The 19,991-nt window shown below is 44.7% G+C and carries 21 protein-coding genes; 5 read left to right on the forward strand and 16 right to left on the reverse strand.

Annotated elements, in window-relative coordinates:
* Positions 1-11: 11 nt before the first annotated feature.
* Together ispG and VP98_RS03275 are read left to right on the forward strand one after the other, a co-directional pair.
* Positions 12-1,106, forward strand: a complete 1,095-nt coding sequence (gene ispG, locus VP98_RS03270; RefSeq protein ID WP_197076553.1) for a flavodoxin-dependent (E)-4-hydroxy-3-methylbut-2-enyl-diphosphate synthase — start codon at positions 12-14, stop codon at positions 1,104-1,106.
* Positions 1,103-1,708, forward strand: a complete 606-nt coding sequence (locus tag VP98_RS03275; RefSeq protein WP_046173847.1) for a nucleotidase — start codon at positions 1,103-1,105, stop codon at positions 1,706-1,708. Before ispG ends, VP98_RS03275 begins: the two co-directional genes overlap by 4 nt.
* A 22-nt stretch (positions 1,709-1,730) precedes the next feature.
* Here VP98_RS03275 and VP98_RS03280 read toward each other — a convergent pair whose 3' ends face one another.
* From VP98_RS03280 to VP98_RS03290, 3 genes are read right to left on the reverse strand one after another with little or no spacing between them, the layout of a single operon-like run.
* The gene (locus VP98_RS03280) at positions 1,731-2,150 is read right to left on the reverse strand and encodes a Fur family transcriptional regulator (RefSeq protein WP_046173848.1); all 420 of its coding nucleotides are present in this window, start codon (positions 2,148-2,150) and stop codon (positions 1,731-1,733) included.
* Between the two features lie 18 nt (positions 2,151-2,168).
* The gene (locus tag VP98_RS03285; RefSeq protein WP_046173849.1) at positions 2,169-3,002 is read right to left on the reverse strand and encodes a metal ABC transporter permease; all 834 of its coding nucleotides are present in this window, start codon (positions 3,000-3,002) and stop codon (positions 2,169-2,171) included.
* A gap of 13 nt (positions 3,003-3,015) precedes the next feature.
* A complete protein-coding gene (locus VP98_RS03290) occupies positions 3,016-3,783 on the reverse strand; it encodes a metal ABC transporter ATP-binding protein (RefSeq protein WP_046173850.1) in 768 nt (255 codons plus the stop codon).
* Between the two features lie 107 nt (positions 3,784-3,890).
* Between VP98_RS03290 and VP98_RS03295 the strand changes: the two genes are divergently transcribed.
* Complete coding sequence (locus tag VP98_RS03295) at positions 3,891-4,157, forward strand: DUF2624 family protein (protein WP_046173851.1); 267 nt, start codon at positions 3,891-3,893, stop codon at positions 4,155-4,157.
* Here VP98_RS03295 and VP98_RS03300 read toward each other — a convergent pair.
* Positions 4,147-5,049 (reverse strand): deoxyribonuclease IV, encoded by a 903-nt coding sequence (locus VP98_RS03300; RefSeq protein WP_046173852.1) that lies wholly within the window; start codon positions 5,047-5,049, stop codon positions 4,147-4,149. The two genes, VP98_RS03295 and VP98_RS03300, sit on opposite strands and share 11 nt — an antisense overlap.
* Before the next feature lie 15 nt (positions 5,050-5,064).
* Positions 5,065-6,378 carry a DEAD/DEAH box helicase gene (locus VP98_RS03305; RefSeq protein WP_046173853.1) on the reverse strand — a complete coding sequence of 438 codons (1,314 nt, stop codon included), beginning with the start codon at positions 6,376-6,378 and terminating at the stop codon, positions 5,065-5,067.
* 130 nt (positions 6,379-6,508) lie between these two features.
* On the opposite strand from VP98_RS03305, the gene vrrA reads away from it, so the two are divergent.
* Together vrrA and VP98_RS03315 are read left to right on the forward strand one after the other, a co-directional pair.
* Positions 6,509-6,946 carry a VrrA/YqfQ family protein gene (gene vrrA, locus VP98_RS03310; RefSeq protein WP_197076541.1) on the forward strand — a complete coding sequence of 146 codons (438 nt, stop codon included), beginning with the start codon at positions 6,509-6,511 and terminating at the stop codon, positions 6,944-6,946.
* A gap of 62 nt (positions 6,947-7,008) precedes the next feature.
* Positions 7,009-7,965 (forward strand): 4-hydroxy-3-methylbut-2-enyl diphosphate reductase, encoded by a 957-nt coding sequence (locus tag VP98_RS03315; RefSeq protein WP_046173854.1) that lies wholly within the window; start codon positions 7,009-7,011, stop codon positions 7,963-7,965.
* Positions 7,966-7,996: 31 nt separating this feature from the next.
* Here the strand turns inward: VP98_RS03315 and VP98_RS03320 are convergent, their stop codons facing one another.
* The 11 genes from VP98_RS03320 to recO all read right to left on the reverse strand — a co-directional run bounded on the left by VP98_RS03320 (position 7,997) and on the right by recO (position 19,970).
* Complete coding sequence (locus VP98_RS03320) at positions 7,997-9,115, reverse strand: Nif3-like dinuclear metal center hexameric protein (RefSeq protein ID WP_046173855.1); 1,119 nt, start codon at positions 9,113-9,115, stop codon at positions 7,997-7,999.
* The gene (locus tag VP98_RS03325; RefSeq protein WP_046173856.1) at positions 9,102-9,809 is read right to left on the reverse strand and encodes a tRNA (adenine(22)-N(1))-methyltransferase; all 708 of its coding nucleotides are present in this window, start codon (positions 9,807-9,809) and stop codon (positions 9,102-9,104) included. Before VP98_RS03325 ends, VP98_RS03320 begins: the two co-directional genes overlap by 14 nt.
* Positions 9,810-9,903: 94 nt before the next feature.
* Entirely contained in the window at positions 9,904-10,278 is a 375-nt protein-coding gene (cccA, locus tag VP98_RS03330; protein ID WP_046173857.1) for a cytochrome c550, read from the reverse strand.
* 129 nt (positions 10,279-10,407) lie between these two features.
* Positions 10,408-10,941 carry a hypothetical protein gene (locus VP98_RS03335; RefSeq protein WP_231584099.1) on the reverse strand — a complete coding sequence of 178 codons (534 nt, stop codon included), beginning with the start codon at positions 10,939-10,941 and terminating at the stop codon, positions 10,408-10,410.
* A 255-nt stretch (positions 10,942-11,196) separates the two neighbouring features.
* Entirely contained in the window at positions 11,197-12,324 is a 1,128-nt protein-coding gene (gene rpoD / locus VP98_RS03340; RefSeq protein WP_046173858.1) for an RNA polymerase sigma factor RpoD, read from the reverse strand.
* A 32-nt stretch (positions 12,325-12,356) separates the two neighbouring features.
* Positions 12,357-14,174 carry a DNA primase gene (dnaG, locus tag VP98_RS03345; protein ID WP_046173859.1) on the reverse strand — a complete coding sequence of 606 codons (1,818 nt, stop codon included), beginning with the start codon at positions 14,172-14,174 and terminating at the stop codon, positions 12,357-12,359.
* A gap of 239 nt (positions 14,175-14,413) precedes the next feature.
* A complete protein-coding gene (locus VP98_RS03350; RefSeq protein WP_046173860.1) occupies positions 14,414-15,226 on the reverse strand; it encodes a pyruvate, water dikinase regulatory protein in 813 nt (270 codons plus the stop codon).
* A 19-nt stretch (positions 15,227-15,245) separates the two neighbouring features.
* Entirely contained in the window at positions 15,246-15,881 is a 636-nt protein-coding gene (locus tag VP98_RS03355; RefSeq protein WP_046174140.1) for a helix-turn-helix transcriptional regulator, read from the reverse strand.
* Positions 15,882-15,971: 90 nt separating this feature from the next.
* Complete coding sequence (glyS, locus tag VP98_RS03360; protein WP_046173861.1) at positions 15,972-18,038, reverse strand: glycine--tRNA ligase subunit beta; 2,067 nt, start codon at positions 18,036-18,038, stop codon at positions 15,972-15,974.
* On the reverse strand, positions 18,031-18,921 hold the full coding sequence (glyQ, locus tag VP98_RS03365; protein WP_046173862.1) for a glycine--tRNA ligase subunit alpha: 891 nt from the start codon (positions 18,919-18,921) through the stop codon (positions 18,031-18,033). Before glyQ ends, glyS begins: the two co-directional genes overlap by 8 nt.
* A 275-nt stretch (positions 18,922-19,196) precedes the next feature.
* Positions 19,197-19,970 carry a DNA repair protein RecO gene (gene recO / locus VP98_RS03370; protein WP_046173863.1) on the reverse strand — a complete coding sequence of 258 codons (774 nt, stop codon included), beginning with the start codon at positions 19,968-19,970 and terminating at the stop codon, positions 19,197-19,199.
* Positions 19,971-19,991: the final 21 nt, after the last annotated feature.

A 19,991-nucleotide genomic window follows, 5' to 3' on the forward strand; every position in this document is an offset into this window, starting at 1 on the left:
CATTGAGTGAAATCACCCACCGCACGAAAACCCGTCCTGTTAAAGTCGGCAATTTAACCATTGGCGGCAACGATCAAGTTGTTATCCAGAGTATGACAACAACAAAAACACACGATGTAGAAGCAACGGTAGCAGAAATTAACCGTCTTGAAGAAGCGGGGTGCCAGGTTGTCCGTGTTGCCGTTCCTGACGAGCGCGCTGCGGATGCACTTGCTGCTATTAAAAGCCGGATTAATATCCCCCTTGTTGCTGATATTCATTTTGACTATAAATTGGCATTAAAAGCAATTGAAGCGGGTGTTGACAAAATCCGGATCAATCCGGGCAATATTGGACGCCGTGAAAAAGTAGAAGCCGTTGTAAATGCTGCCAAGGCAAAAGGCATTCCCATTCGTATCGGAGTAAATGCCGGCAGCCTGGAACGTAAAATTCTTGAAAAATACGGATACCCTACAGCGGATGGAATGGTTGAAAGTGCGCTGCACCATATTAAAATTTTAGAAGACCTTGATTTTCATGACATTATCGTTTCTATGAAGGCCTCGGATGTTAATCTGGCAATTGAAGCGTATGAAAAAGCAGCCAAAGCATTTGATTATCCGCTTCACCTGGGAATCACAGAGTCGGGTACACTTTTTGCCGGCACCGTAAAAAGCGCAGCCGGACTTGGAGCCATTTTAAGCAAAGGAATCGGCAATACTCTTCGCATTTCATTAAGTGCCGATCCCGTTGAGGAAGTAAAAGTAGCCCGTGAACTGCTGAAGTCCTTTGGCCTTGCTGCTAATGCGGCCACTCTTATTTCATGCCCAACCTGCGGCCGAATTGAAATTGACTTGATTGCTATCGCTAATGAAGTAGAAGAATATATTTCAACCATTAAAGCACCAATCAAAGTGGCTGTTCTCGGCTGCGCTGTAAACGGCCCTGGTGAAGCCCGGGAAGCAGATATCGGCATTGCAGGCGCCCGTGGTGAAGGACTTTTGTTCCGCCATGGCAAAACGGTTCGAAAAGTTCCTGAAGAAACAATGGTTGAAGAATTAAAAAAAGAAATCGACTTGATTGCGGAAGAATTTTACCGCAAGCAGGCACTTGCGGTTGAGCAGTGAACAGGTTAAAGGAAAAGCGTTTTGGTATTGACATTGACGGCACAGTGACATGCCCGTCCAGCCTTGTTCCGTTTATTAATGAATCGTTTTCGCTCAATATCACGCTGCAGGACATCAAAGAATATGATCTTGCAGCGGCTTTAAATATTGCGCCCGATAAAGTCCGTGACTGGTTTGATCAAACAGAGCCGGCTATTTATGCTGCCTCCCCTCTTGCAAAAGGAGCAGGCAATGTACTGGCAAAATGGCAAAAAACGTTTCACCTGCTTTTTATCAGCGCAAGGCGCCAGCACCTTTTTGATGTGACAAAACAGTGGTTTCATGATCAACAAATTTATTATGATCATATTGAGTTAGTCGGCTCTCATGATAAAATTGCATCGGCTAAACGCCATGAGGTTGATATTTTCTTTGAGGATAAACATGATAATGCGGTTATGATTGCAGAAGAACTTGGCATTCCGGTTGTCCTTTTTAATACTCCTTATAATCAGGAGCCGGTACCAGACCGCGTTATACGGGTTGATAACTGGCATGAAGCAGACTTATGGGTAGAACAATGGCTTCGGCTCGGTCAAATCCGTCCGCTGCTGCGTACGTAAAAAGTGCGGCTAAGAACCATTCTTAGCCGCACTTTTTCATGCATATTTCGCATTTTCCATACACTTCAAACTTATGCCCGGTAATTTCACAGCCAGATAGTTCCTCCACTTCATTCATTGGACACATATGAATTTCTTTCGTTTTCCCGCAGTCCAAACAAATGAAATGATGGTGATGATGATTATGAGAGCAGGCAAAGCGAAAATGACGCTCTCCTGATAACTCGGTTTCTTCCAATATACCCATCTCGGCAAAAAGCGCCAGGTTTCGGTAAATAGTATCAAAGCTTAAGCCGGGATAATCCTCTTTCATTTCCTCCAGAACATCTTTGGCTGTCAGGTATTTATCGTGACGGGCAAAAAGCGCGAGCATTTCCTCCCGTTTTCCTGTTTGCTTATAGCCTTTTTCTTTCATAATTTCTCTTGCTTTTGATAGATTCATGAAACAGCCCCCCCTCTATTAATTCTTTTCTTTTTTCCAAATAATCACACCGAGCAAAATAAGAATCGATGTTACAACGATCGTTCCGCCGGGTGCAAGATCAAGATAAAAAGCACTGATCAGACCCGTAATTACGGATATCTCGCCAAATAAAACAGACAGCCAGATGGTTTGCTTAAATCCTTTTGCAAGGCGTATGGAAGCTGCAACCGGAAGAGTCATTAACGCCGACACAAGCAATACTCCGACAATTCGCATGGAAACTGCAATGACGAGCGCTGTTAAAATAATAAACGCCAGATGAACAGCTTTCGCCGGAATTCCCGATGCTTTGGCAAATTCTTCGTCAAAGGACAAAATAAACAGCTCTTTATAAAGAAAGTATACCGTAATAAGGACAATGGCGCTGATCGTAATTACGGCATAAAGGTCTGTCCGGCTGACCGCACTGATACTGCCGAATAAATAGCCGAATAAGTCTGTGTTTAACCCCTTATCGGAAAGTGAGATAAAAATAACGCCAATTCCAATTCCTCCTGACATCATAATCGGAATGGCTAATTCCTGATAATGTCGATATACATTGCGCAGCCGCTCAATTAGTAAAGAGCCGCCCACGGAAAACGCCATTCCAAAATAAAGAGGATTCACTCCTGCAAACAATGATGCCTTCTGCCCGAGAAGCAGGCCGGCTGCAATGCCGGACAGTGTTACATGGCTGAGGGCATCCGCAATAAGCGATAAGCGCCGCACTACAATAAAAGCACCAAGAAGCGGTGCGATAATGCCAATAATCGCCCCGGACAGAAAAGCGTTTTGCAAAAATTTATACGTAAAAATAGCTTCTATCATTATATTCTTCCCTTCAATGATCGTGGTGATGATCAAGCAGGCGGATGCCGTGTCCATATAGATCGGACAGTTCCTGTTCATCCAGCTCCACAAATTGTTCCATACTGCCATGGAAATGTAAATATTTATTCAAACAGGCAACATGGGTCACTTTATCAGTAATCGTGCCAATATCGTGGGTAACAAGCAAAAGTGTCATGCCGAGTTCTTGATTTAAATACGTCAGCATACGATAGAACGAATCAACATTCTGGCTGTCTACTCCAACAGTCGGCTCATCTAAGATTAATACAGATGGATTTGATACAATGGCCCGAGCGATAAAAACTCGCTGCTGCTGGCCTCCTGATAAATCTCCAATATTTCTTGTTAAAAAGGATTCCATGCCGACCGCCTTCACAGCCCGTTTTACGGCGTCTTTTTCTTTTTGGCCGGGCCGTCGAAACAATCCAACCTTTTTTACCAGTCCGCCCATCACTACTTCAGCCACTGTTGCCGGGAAGCCTGTATTAAATGAGTTCGCTTTTTGAGAAACAAAGCCGATTCGGTCCCATTCTTTAAATTTCTCCTGGGGAATACCAAAAAGCTCGACAGACCCTTCTTTTATTTTTAAGAGCCCCAAAATAATTTTCAGCAATGTTGATTTTCCGGAGCCGTTTGGTCCGACCAGGCCGACGAAGGCACCTTTCGGAATTGATAAATTGATATGCTCTAGTACATTTTCGCGGTCATAACGAAAGTTTACATCGCGTATATCAATGACAGGCGGTTTTTCCTTCATATATAGTAACTCCTTTAATGGTAAGAATGATTACGATTTAGACATTATACAGTATACAGTATGGCCGCTTGCAAGTAAATCAAGCAAACTCGGGAAAGGAGCAGATTATGCAGCACCTTCATCAGATGATCAATCGGCGTGTTCAAACCATTACCAAAGCCGAACTTTTGCAGCAGGCCCAAAAATTTCAGGTGGCGTTAACAGAAAAACAGGCGGATCAGTTCATTGAATGGCTCGCACATCATAAAGTAGATTTGTTTTCAGAAGAAAAAAGGACCGAGCTGTTTCAAGCGGCTGAGAGGATTCTCGGTAAACGAGAAGCAGCTGCCCTTGAAATGATGCTCCGTCCATACATGCACTTTCTTAAATTGTAACGCCTTCTGTGATTTTTTTCCGCACGCTTTCATCAAACTGCTTTGCACGAAGCATGGCGATTTCTTGAAGGTACGGCGGTTTTTTTGTATTTTTCTCTTCACCAATAAATGGCGTTTCTAAAATTTTCGGCACACTTTTAAGCTGTGGATGATGCACAATGTAAGAAAGTGCCTCAAAGCCAATATGGCCAAAACCAATATTTTCATGACGGTCCTTGCCGGCACCGCACTCGTTTTTGCTGTCGTTTATATGAAGAACTTTTAAGCGGTCAATTCCAATAATATGGTCAAATTGCTCCAGTACACCGTCAAAATTATCGCGGATATTATAACCTGCATCGTGCGTATGACACGTGTCAAAGCAGACCGATAATTTATCATTATGGTTTACCATATCCATAATCATGGCGATTTCTTCAAAACGCCGTCCGCATTCAGTTCCTTTGCCAGCCATCGTTTCCAGGGCAATTTGCACGTTCTGGCTTTGCTCGAGCACTTCGTTTAAGCCCTCCGCAATTTTTTTAAGCCCTGCTTCTGTGCCAGCGCCCACATGAGCGCCAGGATGAAGGACAATCTGGCCGGCACCGATTGCTGTTGACCGTTCGATTTCCATCTGTAAAAAATCGACGCCAAGCTGAAATGTTTCCGGCTTGATAGAATTGCCAAGATTTATAATATAAGGAGCATGAACGACGATCTCCTCAATGCCGTTTTGCTCCATATGCCGGCGCCCCGCCTCAATATTTAATTCTTCAATCGGCTTGCGGCGCGTGTTTTGCGGTGCGCCTGTGTAAACCATAAAAGTGGATGCTCCGTAAGAAACAGCTTCCTCACTGGCACCAAGCAGCATTTTTTTGCCGCTCATTGAAACATGTGATCCGATTTTCAACATTCCTCAAACTCCCTGTTACTTTTTGTTGCGGGCATCGATACGGCGCTGGCGCTTTTGAATTTTTGCGACTTCTGCTTTCCGCTTCTTTTTATAGCCCGGCTTTACTTTTTGCGGTCGGCTTGTGACCGCTCTTATTTTTGGATTGACTGTATCTTCTTTTTTCTCTCGTTTTTTCCGGCGGTTGCGGTCAGCCGTCTCCACCATTTCTCCGTTGCGGAGGTCACCATTTGAAAATGTAATATCCCGCTTCTCAAGCTTTGCAATTGCATCTTCATCAGCCGGCACGTAAACAGTGGCACAAATACCGGATGCACCTGCACGGGCAGTCCGCCCTGCCCGGTGAATGTAAAAATCGAGATCTGTCGGGAGTTCATAGTTAATAACGTGGCTGACTCCTTCAATATCAATACCGCGGGCAGCAAGGTCAGTTGCCACAATATATTGGTAGTCAAGATCATGAATCTGCTTCATCATTTTTTTCCGTTCACGCGGCGGCAAATCCCCGTGGATACGTCCCGTTTTTAAACCTTTTTCAGCAAGCCTGTCTGCCACTTCGTCCGCTTTTTGCTTTGTATTGGTAAAAACAACAGCCAGGTACGGATTAAATGCTTTTAATAAATCATAAACCACATCTACTTTGTCACGGCTTTTAGCAGGAATAAGCAGATGCTCAATATTGGCAGCAGATGCCCGTTTAGGCTCAATGTGCACATATTCCGGATTCTCCATATATTTTTTCAAAAATGGCTTTAATTTCTGAGGAATAGTGGCGGAGAAAACAAACATGCCAAGCTCTTCCGGCATTCCGGAGGCAATTCGGTCTACGTCATTAATGAAGCCCATATCCAGCATTAAATCAGCTTCATCTACTACCAGCATATCCGCTTTATGAACAGAAACCGCGTTATCGCCAATTAAGTCCGCAATTCTTCCGGGTGTGCCGATCATGATATGCGGCGGGCTTTTTAAGCGTTCAACATCCCGCTTTTTATCTGTTCCGCCTACAAAGTGGCGGACTGAAATTTCTTCTTCTGATTCCTTTGCTACTTTTTGAAAAGCCTGGTAAATCTGGGTCGCAAGCTCACGCGTGGGCGCTGTGATGACGGCCTGCACTTCCTGTTTATCGGTTTGAATTCGATTTAAAATTGGAAGTACATATGAGTGAGTCTTGCCGGTCCCGGTTTGTGACTGGCCGACTGCACTTTCTCCTTTTAAAATAAGGGGAACCATACTGCGCTGTATTGGTGTTGGCTCTTTAAAGCGTAACGCTTCAATACCTTTATAAATAAACGGTTTAAGTCCGAATTGTTCAAATGTATAGTTTGCCATCTGGCATCAAATTCCTTTCACGTTCAAAGTTTATGCACGTTACGATAATATACCAAAAGAGGAAAGAAAGCAAAAAAAGGTTTACGCACACGACGTTTCCAGAATGAATACGATAGAGAAAAAGGAAAGGGTGACTACGTTGCTGTACCGATATGCACCGAATGCCAGCCGCCGCTTTTTTTATCCGTATCCCTCTCGCCCGCCTGTCCAGTCTCTTCCGCCATTTTTCGGCTCTCCAGGAAGACCGGGCTCTGTGCCCGGATCTGCTGCAGGCATTGCAGGCATTGCAGGGAAATCCGGAAGGTGGCTTGAGCAGGCAAGACAAGTTATGGCAGCAGCCGAGCAAATGAGGCCGCTCGTTGAGCAATACGGCCCTATGGTAAGAAACCTGCCATCCATGTGGAAATTGTATCGCGCTGTTCAATCTATGCCAGACCCCGATAGTGAAACTGAGCCGAATGATGCAGTTTCAAAGCGTAAACCGCAGACAGAGCCGGTACAGGAGCCGGAACGGGTAAAAAAGCAAACTGCTGAATCAGTACCCTGGTTTCCCGGACGGATTAGTTGATCACTTTGTTTTCAACGTTTTCTCCTTTATAATAGAAGAGAGAAGATAGAGGAGGCTCCTGTATGGAAATTATTAAAATTTCACCCCGCGGCTATTGCTACGGCGTAGTTGACGCAATGGTCATTGCCCGCAATGCCGCTCTTGATAAAACATTGCCGCGCCCCATTTATATTTTGGGCATGATTGTTCATAACAAACATGTGACAGATGCTTTTGAAGCAGAAGGCATCATTACTCTCGACGGCAAAAACCGCAAAGAAATTATTGAGCAGGTGCAGGAAGGAACCATTATTTTTACAGCTCACGGCGTTTCACCGGAAGTTCGTGAAATTGCCCGTAAAAAAAACCTGACAACTATTGATGCAACTTGCCCCGATGTAACCGTTACACATGATTTGATCCGCGCTAAAAAAGCAGAAGGCTATCATGTCATTTATATTGGCAAAAAGGGCCACCCTGAGCCGGAGGGTGCTGTTGGTGTTGCGCCGGAAATTGTACACCTGGTTGAAAATGCAAACGATGTGCAGGCACTTCAAATTGAAAATCCGAAAATTATTGTTACAAACCAGACAACAATGAGCCAGTGGGATGTAATGGGTATTATGGATGCTATTAAAGAAAAATATCCCCATGCGGAAATGCACAAAGAAATCTGCCTGGCGACACAGGTACGCCAGGAAGCCGTGGCAGAACAAGCAGGCGATGCGGATGTTCTTATCGTAGTTGGCGATCCGAAAAGCAACAACTCGAACCGGCTGGCCCAGGTTTCGATTGAAATTGCCGGCACAGCCGCTTACCGTGTGTCCGATGTTTCAGAGATTAAAATTGACTGGCTGAAAGATGCTAAAACAGTGGCTGTTACGGCAGGCGCATCCACCCCGACACCTATCGTAAAAGAAGTGATTCAATTTCTAGAAGCGTTTGATCCAGAGGACGAGTCTACCTGGATGCGTGAACGGAAAGTACCGCTTGAGAAAATTTTGCCGAAAGTAAAAAAATCCACTTTAACTTCACGCTAAAAAGCAGCTCCGAGGATCGGAGCTGCTTTTTTCATACAAATTGGAATGGATCGGTATGAACCGCTGACGCAATAAACTCCACTTCCCATTTTTGATCGGAAGCCCATTCCTGGAGCAGTAAAGCAATCCCTTTTTTCATTACTTTCTCTACATTATGGCCCGGATCTACAACGGCCAGGCCTTCTGCATCCGCATCATGTGCTGTATGGTAATAAAAGTCGCCGGTTACATAAACGTCTGCCCCTTTCCGCAAAGCAGCCTGCCAGTATTTATTTCCGTCTCCGCCCAGAACCGCCACTTTTCGAACGGTCCGGTCCATGTCACCAACAACCCGGACGCCGCCCGAATCAAGGGAATGCTTTGTATGCTGTGCAAATTGTTTAAGTGTCATCTCTTCCGGAAGAGAACCAATGCGTCCAAGGCCAAGCATCGTTCCTTTGTTTTGCAACGGATAGATGTCATAGGCCACTTCCTCGTACGGATGTGATTTAAACATGGCGCCCAGCACTTTCTTCTCCAGTTGTGCCGGGTAAATCGTTTCTATTTTTTCTTCTTTTACTGTTTCCAGTTTTCCGGTTTGCCCAATAAACGGATCAGCCCCGGATTCCGGCTGAAACCGTCCAGTTCCTTCCTGTGAGAAAGAGCAGTGGCTGTATTGCCCGATAAATCCGGCACCGGCTTTTCCAAGCGCCGCTCTTACCTTCTCAGCATAATCAGCGGGTACAAAAACAGCCAGTTTGCGAAGCTCTTCTGTTACAGTCGGTACAAGCACCTCTGTGCCCGTTAGGCCAAGGGCAGCGGCCAGCAGGTCATTTACCCCTCCGTCCGCCACATCGAGGTTTGTATGCGCTGCATAAACAGCAATATCATATTTCAGGAGCTTTTCAATGATCCGGCCCGATGTTTGCTCCGTCTGGATAGAAGCGAGTGGACGGTAAATAACCGGATGGTGGGCAATAATGAGCTGCACGTTTTGGCTGATAGCTTCATCGACTACTTCTTCAAGAACATCGAGTGCGATCATAACACGGGAACACGGTTTATTAAGGCGGCCAACCTGCAGGCCAACCTTATCTCCTTCCATTGCATAGGATTTCGGGGAAAATTGTTCAAAAAGTCCAATGATTTCATGGCCGTTAGGTGTTTTCATAGCCGGTCACTTCCTTTATCCAATCTTTTCTTTTGTTCAGCTCATGTTTTCTTTGTACTGTTCCTTCGCTTTCAGCAGCTCTTTCCAGCTGGCCCAGTACTTGTTCAATTTGCTCAAGCTCACGCTTCCATTTTAAAAGAAATGCTTTATTTTTTTCTTTCATCAAAAATGGCCCAAAGTAGCGTTCTTGTTCAGAAAGTTTTTGTCCGGGCTTTGAAATGGCACTGATTACTTCATACACCTGGCCGTCTTCTTCCAGGATTGCTTCCGTTTCAATGGCCCATCCATTTTCATTAAGCCAGCTGCGAACAGCATGAGCAGCAATGTTCGGCTGCAGCACAAGCTTTTGAACGCCATTCAGCTTTTCTCTTCCTTCTTCTAAGATTGAAGCTATTAACGGCCCCCCCATCCCGGCAATGGTAATACACTCTACTTCGCCAGGAGACAGGACAGCAAGACCGCTTCCTTTTCGCACATCAATCTGTTCTGAAAGCCCGTCAGAAGCCACCTGCCTTTTAGCAGACTGAAACGGACCTTCCACTACTTCACCGGCAACTGCCCGTTCGGCCAGGCCTTTTTTCACCGCATAACAGGGCAGATACGCGTGATCAGAACCGATATCGGCAAACGTTTGAGCCGGTTTAATAAAAGATGCGACTGTTTCAAGCCGCTTTGATAGTTGATTGCTGTTCATCTACATTCACCGCTTTTTATTAAAATTCTTCCCTATTTTATCATACTTCTCATAAGAAAAAGGCCTTTGCATCTACAAGGCCTTTTTCTTGTTGTTATTTAATTTCAGCAACCCAGGCAGCCATCGCTTCGGCATTTTCCTGCGGTACAAGCCCCGGAGGCATAGACCCTTTACCATTTACAACAATATCCTGAATTTCCTCTTGTGAGTACTTTTCGCCCACTCCTTTAAGTGATGGACCGGCACCGCCTTCATAGCTGCTGCCGTGGCAGGCGATACAAGCTTGCTGGTAGTGTGCTTCTGGATCAAACTCGCCCCCGGCAGCTGTTTCACCGCCGCCTTCTTCCGCTGCTTTTTCTTCCTCGGCAATTTCTTTTGCATTATCAATGCCTTCTAGTGATAAGAAGAACATTAATCCAAGTCCGAATACGGCAATCAATAAAAATGGAATTAATGGATTGCGACTCATGCTGTTTACCCCTCCCTTTTATGTATACATGCAAATTAAAAAGTACAAACACCTATCATTTTACTTGAAAATTATTCTTTGGAAAAGGCTTACTTAAAATTTTTTTGTTATGTCGCAATTCCGACACATTTAGCTTTTTACAAAGAAAAAAAGGATAACAAAGAAACCGGTTATTCCCGAAATAGTAAAGTATAGAAGTCTCAGTTTCCATCCCGTATAAATCCAGAGCAGACAGTTTAGTGAAAGAAGGCCATACATTGTGTAAGAATTCCCATTCATCACCTGTGTATTCAATTCCAATGAAAGCAGCAGCAGCAAGACAGCTGCTCCAAGAAAAAGAAGCGGTGCCAGCACCTTTTTCCGAGAAAAGTAAATAGCCAGCAGCAGCAGGCTTCCGACAAAAGTTGTCAAAATCACTGTTTGCAAAAGAAAAGACAATTCCGTAAAATAAAGAATACATACAGCAGCTGGAATCAGTAAAAGAGCGAGTACTGCTGAAGTTATGTAAGCGTGCCTTGTTTTGGCCCGCCTGCCAGACTCAGTGAATTCTTCTCCCTGCGTATAAAGAGCAAGCAAATAATCACAATAATGAGGCGGAAGCATGTGGTTTTCTTTCCAAAGAAGAATTTCTTGAATAATAATTTCTTTTTTCTCTTGTTTCACCTTGCGTCACACTCCGTTATTTAAAGTACTATTCGTGACGAGAACGGATTTTCCTGCTTTCCTGCATAAAAAAAGCCGGGAAGCCCCCGGCTTGTGGTTCATTTTCTTCTCTATATCAAGCCTTAAGCTCTTTTATCGCTGAATAAAGCTTAACGGACTTAAACATAAGAACAAGCTTGCCTGCCTTTAAAGCCAATGGATTGGCGTGCTCACTCAATGGCGTGAATGTAAAGAAATAATATAAACGTGATAACATTATTCCAGAAAATCTTTAAGACGCTTGCTCCGGCTTGGGTGACGCAGTTTCCGAAGCGCTTTTGCTTCTATTTGGCGAATCCGCTCACGGGTAACGCCGAATACCTTCCCTACTTCTTCAAGTGTACGGGTCCGGCCGTCATCAAGTCCAAAGCGGAGGCGAAGTACGTTTTCTTCCCGGTCAGTTAATGTATCAAGAACATCTTCAAGCTGCTCTTTCAGCAGTTCATACGCAGCATGCTCGGATGGAGATGTCGCTTCCTGGTCTTCAATAAAATCACCCAGATGTGAGTCATCTTCTTCACCAATCGGCGTTTCAAGTGATACAGGCTCCTGGGCAATTTTTAAAATCTCACGCACTTTTTCCGGTGTAAGATCCATTTCTTCGGCAATTTCTTCAGGTGCCGGTTCCCGGCCAAGGTCTTGCAGAAGCTGGCGCTGTACCCGGATTAATTTGTTGATCGTTTCAACCATATGGACAGGTATCCGAATGGTGCGTGCCTGGTCGGCGATTGCGCGGGTGATAGCCTGACGAATCCACCAGGTCGCATAAGTACTAAATTTAAACCCTTTTCGATAGTCAAATTTTTCGACCGCTTTAATTAGGCCCATGTTGCCTTCCTGAATAAGGTCAAGAAACAGCATTCCGCGGCCTACATAGCGTTTTGCAATACTGACAACCAGCCGCAGGTTTGCTTCTGCAAGACGGCGTTTTGCTTCTTCATCACCTTCTTCGATACGGTGGGCAAGCTCAATTTCTTCCTGAGCGGATAAAAGATCCACACGTCCGATTTCTTTGAGATACATACGGACCGGGTCATTAATTTTCACTCCCGGAGGAACACTGAGGTCATTTAAATCGAATTCTTCACTTTCTTTTTCTAAATCCTGGATGTTTGGATCGTCATCATCGTTGCTCTCTTCTTCATCCACAAGTTCTACGCCTTGCTCCGTCAGCGATTCGTAAAATTCATCGATCTGCCCCGAATCCACTTCGAATGAAGCAAGTTTATCTGCGACGTAATTATATGTTAATTCCCCTCTTTTTTTACCTGTTTCAATAATAAGTTCTTTTGCTTTTTCAAGTGTTAATTCAGTTTCTTTGGAACGTGTTGACTTTTCAGCCATTAGTCCCCCTCCTTCCAACTTCCTGGACAATCTTAGCGGGCAAGCAGCTTTTCAAGCGAAATAATTTCATTTAAAATGCGGGCAGCGCCTACATAATCGTGGCGTTTTTCCGCTTCAATACGCTCTCTTTTTTTCTCTTCAATTTCAAAACGGCGGTGCTGTTTTTGTATTTCTTTTACATAATCATGCAGTTCTTCTTCACCAGGCTCAGTATTCACGGTCATTAAGCTGATATCAACCGCCAACCGCCGAAGCTGATCATCTTGCAGTACAGATAAAAAAGATGCCATATCGGGTTCTTCAGTTTGTTCATAATAACCAAGCAGATACGTAAAGAGGGCTTGATGCTCATCAATTGAAAACGGATCACCTTCCAGCATCTTTCGAATTTTTTCGGCAAGTGCTGGAGCAGCAAACATGTGGGCCAGCAGCCTTCGTTCTGCTGTTTCATGACGCGGATATTGTCGAATAGAACGTTCACGCTCTGAAAAAGCACCGGGCGTTTTTTCTCCTTTTGTCTGTTCCGTCCTGGGTGGACGCTTTTTTAAAAACAGCATTTTTTCTTGTTCCTGCAACGCCTGCAGTGACAGCGAAAATTCATCAGCTAAACGGCGAAGATAATGATCCCGCTCTACTGCTTTTTTCAGGCCGGCAATTTCGGCAAGAACTTCCTCAATATAACGAAACTTTTGCTCATCGTCCCGCATATTCTTTCCGCGTTTTAAATAATCCATTTTAAACGCCATAAGCGTAAGAGAGGAATCCTTAATGTAAGCAGAAAAGGCGTCCGCTCCTTTTTGCTTAATAAATTCATCAGGGTCAAGCTGGTCAGGAAGAATGGTCACTTTTACTGATATATCATGACTCTCCAGCATATTGGCTGCTTTATAAGCAGCATTTAAGCCGGCATTATCCCCGTCATAGCATATAATGGCTTGATTGGAGACACGCTTTAACTGCCTGATATGCTCTTCCGTCAAAGCTGTACCCATAACGGCAACGGACTGGCCAAAACCAGCTCTCACTGCCGCAATAACATCTGCAAAGCCTTCAAACAGTATAAATTGCTTTTGTTTCTTAATTGCAGTCCGTGCTGCGCTGAAATGATACAAAAGGCTGCTCTTATGAAAAATAGGCGTTTCAGGCGAATTTAAGTATTTGGGCTGTCCGTTATGGAGATCACGGCCCGAAAATCCGGCTACACGCCCTTTTTGGTCATGAAGCGGAAACATCACCCTGCCACGAAAACGGTCGAAATAACGGCCCGTTTCGTCATTTTTGATTAACAGCCCTGCTAGTTCCATCCGCTCGATAGAAAACCCGCGCTTTTGCAAGATATTTAACGCGAATTCCGGCTGCGGCAATGCCCAGCCAATTTGAAAACGGTCAATATCTTCTTCTGTAAAACCGCGTTTGCGCAAATAATCAAGAGCTTCTTTTCCTTCTTCCGTGTTAAGCAGAAGATGCCGGTAAAATTTCGCCATCAGTTCATGCGCTTCGTACAGATCGGAATTTTCGTCTGTTTTTGTCGGTTGTTCGCTTTCTGATGGGGAAATCTCCAGTATGACACCTGCACGCTCGGCAAGCCTGGCGGCAGCTTCCTGAAATGAAATTTGATCCATTTCCATTAAAAAAGTAAAGGCGTTTCCTCCCGCACCGCATCCAAAGCAGTGATAAATTTGCTTTTCAGGCGATACGGAAAAGGACGGCGAATTTTCACCGTGAAATGGGCATAAACCGAAATAATTTCGACCTTGCTTTTTCAGCTGAACGTAATCCCCGATTACGTCGGCGATATCGACGCCCTGTTTAATCTGTTGAATCGTTGCTTCAGGAATTCTTCCAGACATGTGGCATCACCAGCTGTGAAATCGTATTTTTTATTTATTCTACACACGTGAATAGATTCCTTCTTTTCGCACAAAAGTTCGTTAAAAAGAATACCTGTCGATACAAATGCGGTTAAAAGAAAGGATACATACTTAGTTTATTCTTTTAAAGAGAGGTCTAAACCTTTTCTTAATACTTTTTATCACAATTTTCTATTATAGAACATTTTCACAAAAATGAAAAGTACATAATCCACTGATTATGTACTTTTCCGGCTTCGATACAGGCTCATAATAATATTTGCTGTTTCTTCAACCGCTTTATTCGTTACATCAATAACATCACAGCCGATTTTCTTTGTAATTTCCTCAAAATAAGTTAATTCTTTTTTGATTCGTTCCATATCCGCATAGCTGGCGCTGTCATCAAGACCAAGTGAGATAAGCCTTTCCCGCCGGATTGAGTTTAGTTTTTCCGGACTGATTTTCAAGCCGATGCATTTTTCTCTCGGCACTGAAAATAACTCCTGAGGCGGGTCAACTTCCGGGACAATTGGCACATTTGCTACTTTTACCCGTTTATGGGCTAAAAACTGGGACAATGGCGTTTTTGATGTGCGTGAAACCCCGATTAAAATAATGTCCGCTTTCAGCAAGCCGCGCGGATCTCTGCCGTCGTCGTATTTTACAGCAAACTCAATCGCATCCACTTTTTTAAAGTAATCTTCATCAAGGCGGCGGACCAGGCCCGGTTCAAACAACGGCTGCATTGCATACATGGATCCAAGCTGGTCCATTAACGGACCGATTAAATCAAATACTTTAATATTATTTGCCTCAGCAGACTCAATCATGTATGCCCGAATATCCGGTTTTACAAGCGTGTATACAATAATTCCCTGGTCTTCCCGGGCCAGGCTGATTACTTCATCAATATGGGCTGGATCTTCCACATAAGGAAACCGTTTAATGACGGCATGCGGCCCACTAAACTGGCTTAAAGCTGCTTTTGTAACCAATTCCGCCGTTTCGCCAACGGAATCAGACACAATATAAATAATTGGATCATTCACGTATGTAGCCGCCTTTCTTTTAATGATTATCAGTTAACGACACAAATGCCCGCGTAATGGTTGTTTTCGTTACACGGCCTATCACTTCTTGTCCTTTTTTCGTTTTCTTTATAACCGGAACACAGTCAATTTGCTTATCAAGAAGTGTTCTGGCAACATCCAGCAGCAAATCATCCCGTTCACAGACAGCAATATTTGGCATACGCGTCATAATGATGTTTACCGGAAGAGTGTTTAAATCCTGCTTGCCAATGCTGGCGCGGAGCAGGTCCTTTCTCGATAACACACCGGACAAACAAAATGATTCATCCACTACAAATAAAGTTCCGACATCTTCAAGGAACATGGTAACGATGGCATCATAAACCGCTGCCTGCTCTTTCACAACGACCGGCACTGCCTGAAAATCACGCACATACAGCTTCGCCAGGCTTTCTGTCAGCAGCTGGGCGCCTGACTTTCCGGTATAAAAATACCCAACACGCGGGCGCGCATCCAAAAACCCGGCCATTGTTAAAATAGCCAGGTCCGGACGCAGTGTTGCCCGGGTTAAGTTTAACTGTTCGGCAATGTTTTCCCCCGTTATCGGACCGTTTTCTTTTACGATTTCCAGAATTTTTTCCTGCCGTTTATTTAATTCGATCGTCCTCACCACCCCGTCAAAATGGACCCCGTTATCTTGTTTCGTCTTTTTATTATAGCTTATTTTCAACGAATAAACAGCGGGCAGTGCAGGCTCAGCTGTTTATTTTACAAGAATTGCTGATACTTCTGCAAAATCGAGGATAAGGCCGGCAAGGCGCCGCATAACAGCCAGGCGGTTTTGTTTTAATTCTTCTTCTTCAGCCATCACCATTGTATGGTCAAAATACTGCTCAATTGCCGGCTTAAGCCCGGCCAGCTTTTGAAAACGGCTTTCTGCCGCTGCTGTTTTGTCCCACTCGCTTTGCAGCTTTACATATTCATGATAGAGTTCTTTTTCCTGCTCATTTTCAAACAAAGCCGGATCAATGTCATGCTCGCCTTCTGCTTTTTTCGAAATATTGACAATGCGGCTTAATGCTTCAATCGTTTCCTTAAAGCCATCATCTTCTTTATGATTCATTAACACAGCAGCTGTTTCATTAATATCGGAAAGAGTGCTTGTTTTTGTTAAAACAGCGTCAATAATGTCATAACGAATCGCTTTTTCCTGCAGGATGTGTTTCACGCGCTGGGTGAAGAATGAGCCGATCTCTGTTTGCAGCGCATCAGCCGTTTTACCGCCAACCCCATCTGCTAATACTTCTTTGATCGCAGCGGAAATTACCTCTGAAAGGGTTACATCCCAGTTGTGTTCCATCATTGTCTGCACAATGCCTGCTGCCTGCCGGCGAAGTGCATACGGGTCTTGAGAGCCTGACGGAATAATGCCAACCGCAAAGCAGGATACAATCGTGTCAAGCTTGTCCGCAAGGCTGACAAGGGCTCCTGTTACTGCAGCTGGAACCGCGTCATCTGCTGAACGAGGCATATAATGCTCATTAATCGCGACAGCGACTTCTTCTTTTTCGCCTTTTTGGCGGGCGTATTTTTCCCCCATTACACCCTGCAGCTCTGGAAATTCATAAACCATCTGGGTAACAAGGTCAAATTTGCAGATTTCGGCCGCACGGTCCGCATTTTCTTTTACTTCATCAGAAATAGAAAGCAGCTCTGCTAATTTAGCAGTAATACGGCGGATACGGGCTACTTTTTCCGAAAGAGTGCCAATCTTTTCATGGTATACAATTTTTTCAAGCTTTTGGAGTGATGCGTCAATTGATGTTTTTTGATCTTCTTTGTAAAAGAAATCTGCATCAGCCAGGCGGGCACGCAAAACTTTTTCATTGCCGCGGGCTACTTTTTCTATCGCATGGCTGTTTCCGTTTCGAATCGTCACAAAGTAAGGAAGCAGCATTCCCTCTTCGTTTTTCACCGGAAAATAACGCTGGTGCTCCTTCATTGATGTAATAAGCACTTCTTCCGGCAATGCGAGAAACTCTTCGTTAAAAGAGCCAAAAAGAGCCGTCGGATACTCAACCAGGTTATTAACTTCTTCCAGCAGCGACTCATCCACAGGAATCACCCAATTGTTTTCTTTTTCCAATTGTTTTAATCCTGCCAAAATCATTTCACGGCGTTCAGCCGGGTCAGCGATTACAAACTGTTCTTTTAAGGCCTCTGTATAGGCAGCCGGCTCAGTAATGATTACTTCCGTTCCCAAAAAGCGGTGGCCCAATGATTTATTGCCTGTTTCCACATTGGCAGCATTGAATGCGATAATATCCCGTCCGAACAAAGCGGCCAGCCACTTGATTGGGCGAACGTAGCGGATATCGTTTGATCCCCAGCGCATGTTTTTGCCAAATGTTAAAGACAACACTACATTTTCCAGGCCGGCCAGCAGGGCTGTCGTTTCCTGCCCTTTTACGAATTTCTTGACATGCGCATACTCAACGCCTTTTATTTCTTTAAAGTAAATATCATTTGTTGTCATGCCCTGTCCTTTTACAAAGCCAAGAGCTGCTTTGGACCATTCCCCATTTTCCGTCCGGGCAATTTTTTTTGCCGGTCCCTTTGCTTCTTCGTTAATATCTGCCTGTGCTTCTGACACTGCTTTCACTACTACTGCCAGTCTTCTTGGCGTTGAATACGTATAAACATCTCCAAATTCAATATTTAGTTCCTTTAAGAACGCACTCACTTTTTCACCGAGCTGCTCCATGGACTGGGTAACAAACCGGGCCGGCATTTCCTCCAGGCCAATTTCTAATAAAAGATCTTTACTCATGCGCCGCGTCTCCTTTCCGGTTTAAAATAGGGAAGCCTAGCTTTTCCCTTTCTTCATAAAATGTTTTTGCTACCTGGCGGGCCAGGTTCCGCATTCGGCCTATATAAGCCGTCCGTTCCGTAACGGAAATCGCTCCCCGGGCATCAAGTACATTGAAGACATGGGAACATTTTAAAACATAATCGTAAGCGGGATGTACAAGCCCCTCATCCATTTGGCGTTTTGCTTCTTTTTCATACACACCAAATAAATTAAACAGCATATCAGGATCCGAGGTTTCGAACGTGTACTTTGAATGCTCAAACTCTGGCTGATAAAAAATATCATGTACGGTAAATCCGTTTGTCCATTCTAGTTCAAATACATTTTCTTTGTCTTGAATGTAAGATGCCAGGCGCTCAATGCCGTATGTAATCTCAACGGATACCGGCTTGCACTCCAGCCCCCCAACCTGCTGAAAATACGTAAACTGGGTAATTTCCATGCCGTCCAGCCATACTTCCCAGCCAAGGCCTGCGCAGCCAAGCGACGGATTTTCCCAGTTATCTTCAACAAAACGGATATCGTGTTCAAGGGGATCAATGCCAAGCGCTTTTAATGAGTCCAAGTAAAGCTCCTGAATATTGTCCGGTGACGGCTTCATAATTACCTGGAACTGATGGTGCTGATACAGGCGGTTCGGGTTGTCCCCGTACCGGCCGTCTGCCGGGCGGCGTGACGGCTCTACATAAGCAACGTTCCAGGGCTCCGGTCCAATCGCCCGTAAAAATGTGTACGGGCTCATCGTGCCTGCGCCTTTTTCTACATCATAAGCCTGCATTAAAATACAGCCTTGATCCGACCAGTGCTTTTGCAGCGTTAAGATCATTTCTTGAATATTCATTGTCGTTCCTCCTTTTTTTAACGGCAAAAAGCCCGTCCCTATGTAGCACAAAACTGTGTACATAGGGACGGGCTTATCACCCGCGGTTCCACCCTATTTGCCTAATGGCCGCTTTCTTGTAAACGTGCTCCGGAATGCCTGTTCAACATCCTTTCTGGCCTGGCTCTCACTGTCCCGGGCTCGCTTTGTCAGAAAAATGATGCCTACTTGTTTCCTTCACTGCACTTCATTATTTATTTTTATCTATTAAAAAGTAATGCAAATTCGCCCGTTTGTCAATCTTCCTTCTTATCTTTTTTAAAGACGTCCTCAAACCGCTCCATTTGTTCCAGGAAGCGGCGTGACTTTAAAAACAAACCCGCATATTCATCATAATACATTGAAATCGCGGCCCGGAGCTCTTTTTTCGTTGATTCTTTTACATCGATAGAGCCCAAACGGTCAAGATCAAAAAAATAAAAAAGCCTAAGCAGACGAATTGCAGCCTGCGACAACGGCAAGTAGTACGGATCCTTTTCAAAACAGCGGTGACAGATCAATCCATTTTCCCGAACGGAAAAACCAAACTGCCCTTCTGTTTCCCCGCAGACTGCACAGGCTGATAATTCCGGCCGCAGCCCCACCTGCGTCAGCATCTTCATTTCAAATATATTGGTAACAATCGCAGGATCCATTCCGTCATTGATATAAGCAAGACTTTTACGGACAAGTTCAAACAACGGAGCTCCGGCTTCGCCATCCTCCGTTGTCCGGTCTGTCAGCTCAACAATATATGCTGCATATGCTGTTTTTACTAAGTCTTCACGAATATGTCGCATTGAATCGAGCGCTTCTCCTTGCTGCATCGTGCCCAGCCCCCTGCCGCCCTGCACCAGAAAATAACCGTGGGTAAACGGCTGCGTGACCCCTGAGAGACGGCTGTTTGTTTTTTTAGCGCCTCTTGCAACGGCCGCTTTTTTGCCCTTTTCACGCGTCAGCATCGTGACAATTTTATTTGTTTCACCATAGTCATTTGTCCGGAGCACAATGCCTTCCCATTTTTCAAGCATGCTGCCCCACTCCTTATTCGG

This window comes from Domibacillus indicus (genome assembly GCF_000970685.1).
GTDB classification, from domain to species: Bacteria; Bacillota; Bacilli; order Bacillales; family Domibacillaceae; genus Domibacillus; species Domibacillus indicus.

Coding starts and splice junctions, on each gene's coding strand:
- VP98_RS03295 (WP_046173851.1), top strand. CDS start 3,891: ATGCAGCACCTTCATCAGATGATCAATCGGCGTGTTCAAACCATTACC.
- VP98_RS03290 (WP_046173850.1), bottom strand. CDS start 3,783: ATGAAGGAAAAACCGCCTGTCATTGATATACGCGATGTAAACTTTCGT.
- glyQ (WP_046173862.1), bottom strand. CDS start 18,921: ATGAATATTCAAGAAATGATCTTAACGCTGCAAAAGCACTGGTCGGAT.
- rpoD (WP_046173858.1), bottom strand. CDS start 12,324: ATGGCTGAAAAGTCAACACGTTCCAAAGAAACTGAATTAACACTTGAA.
- cccA (WP_046173857.1), bottom strand. CDS start 10,278: ATGAGTCGCAATCCATTAATTCCATTTTTATTGATTGCCGTATTCGGA.
- VP98_RS03300 (WP_046173852.1), bottom strand. CDS start 5,049: ATGTTGAAAATCGGATCACATGTTTCAATGAGCGGCAAAAAAATGCTG.
- VP98_RS03305 (WP_046173853.1), bottom strand. CDS start 6,378: ATGGCAAACTATACATTTGAACAATTCGGACTTAAACCGTTTATTTAT.
- recO (WP_046173863.1), bottom strand. CDS start 19,970: ATGCTTGAAAAATGGGAAGGCATTGTGCTCCGGACAAATGACTATGGT.
- VP98_RS03280 (WP_046173848.1), bottom strand. CDS start 2,150: ATGAATCTATCAAAAGCAAGAGAAATTATGAAAGAAAAAGGCTATAAG.
- VP98_RS03320 (WP_046173855.1), bottom strand. CDS start 9,115: ATGAAAACACCTAACGGCCATGAAATCATTGGACTTTTTGAACAATTT.
- VP98_RS03315 (WP_046173854.1), top strand. CDS start 7,009: ATGGAAATTATTAAAATTTCACCCCGCGGCTATTGCTACGGCGTAGTT.
- VP98_RS03325 (WP_046173856.1), bottom strand. CDS start 9,809: ATGAACAGCAATCAACTATCAAAGCGGCTTGAAACAGTCGCATCTTTT.
- dnaG (WP_046173859.1), bottom strand. CDS start 14,174: ATGTCTGGAAGAATTCCTGAAGCAACGATTCAACAGATTAAACAGGGC.
- glyS (WP_046173861.1), bottom strand. CDS start 18,038: ATGAGTAAAGATCTTTTATTAGAAATTGGCCTGGAGGAAATGCCGGCC.
- VP98_RS03285 (WP_046173849.1), bottom strand. CDS start 3,002: ATGATAGAAGCTATTTTTACGTATAAATTTTTGCAAAACGCTTTTCTG.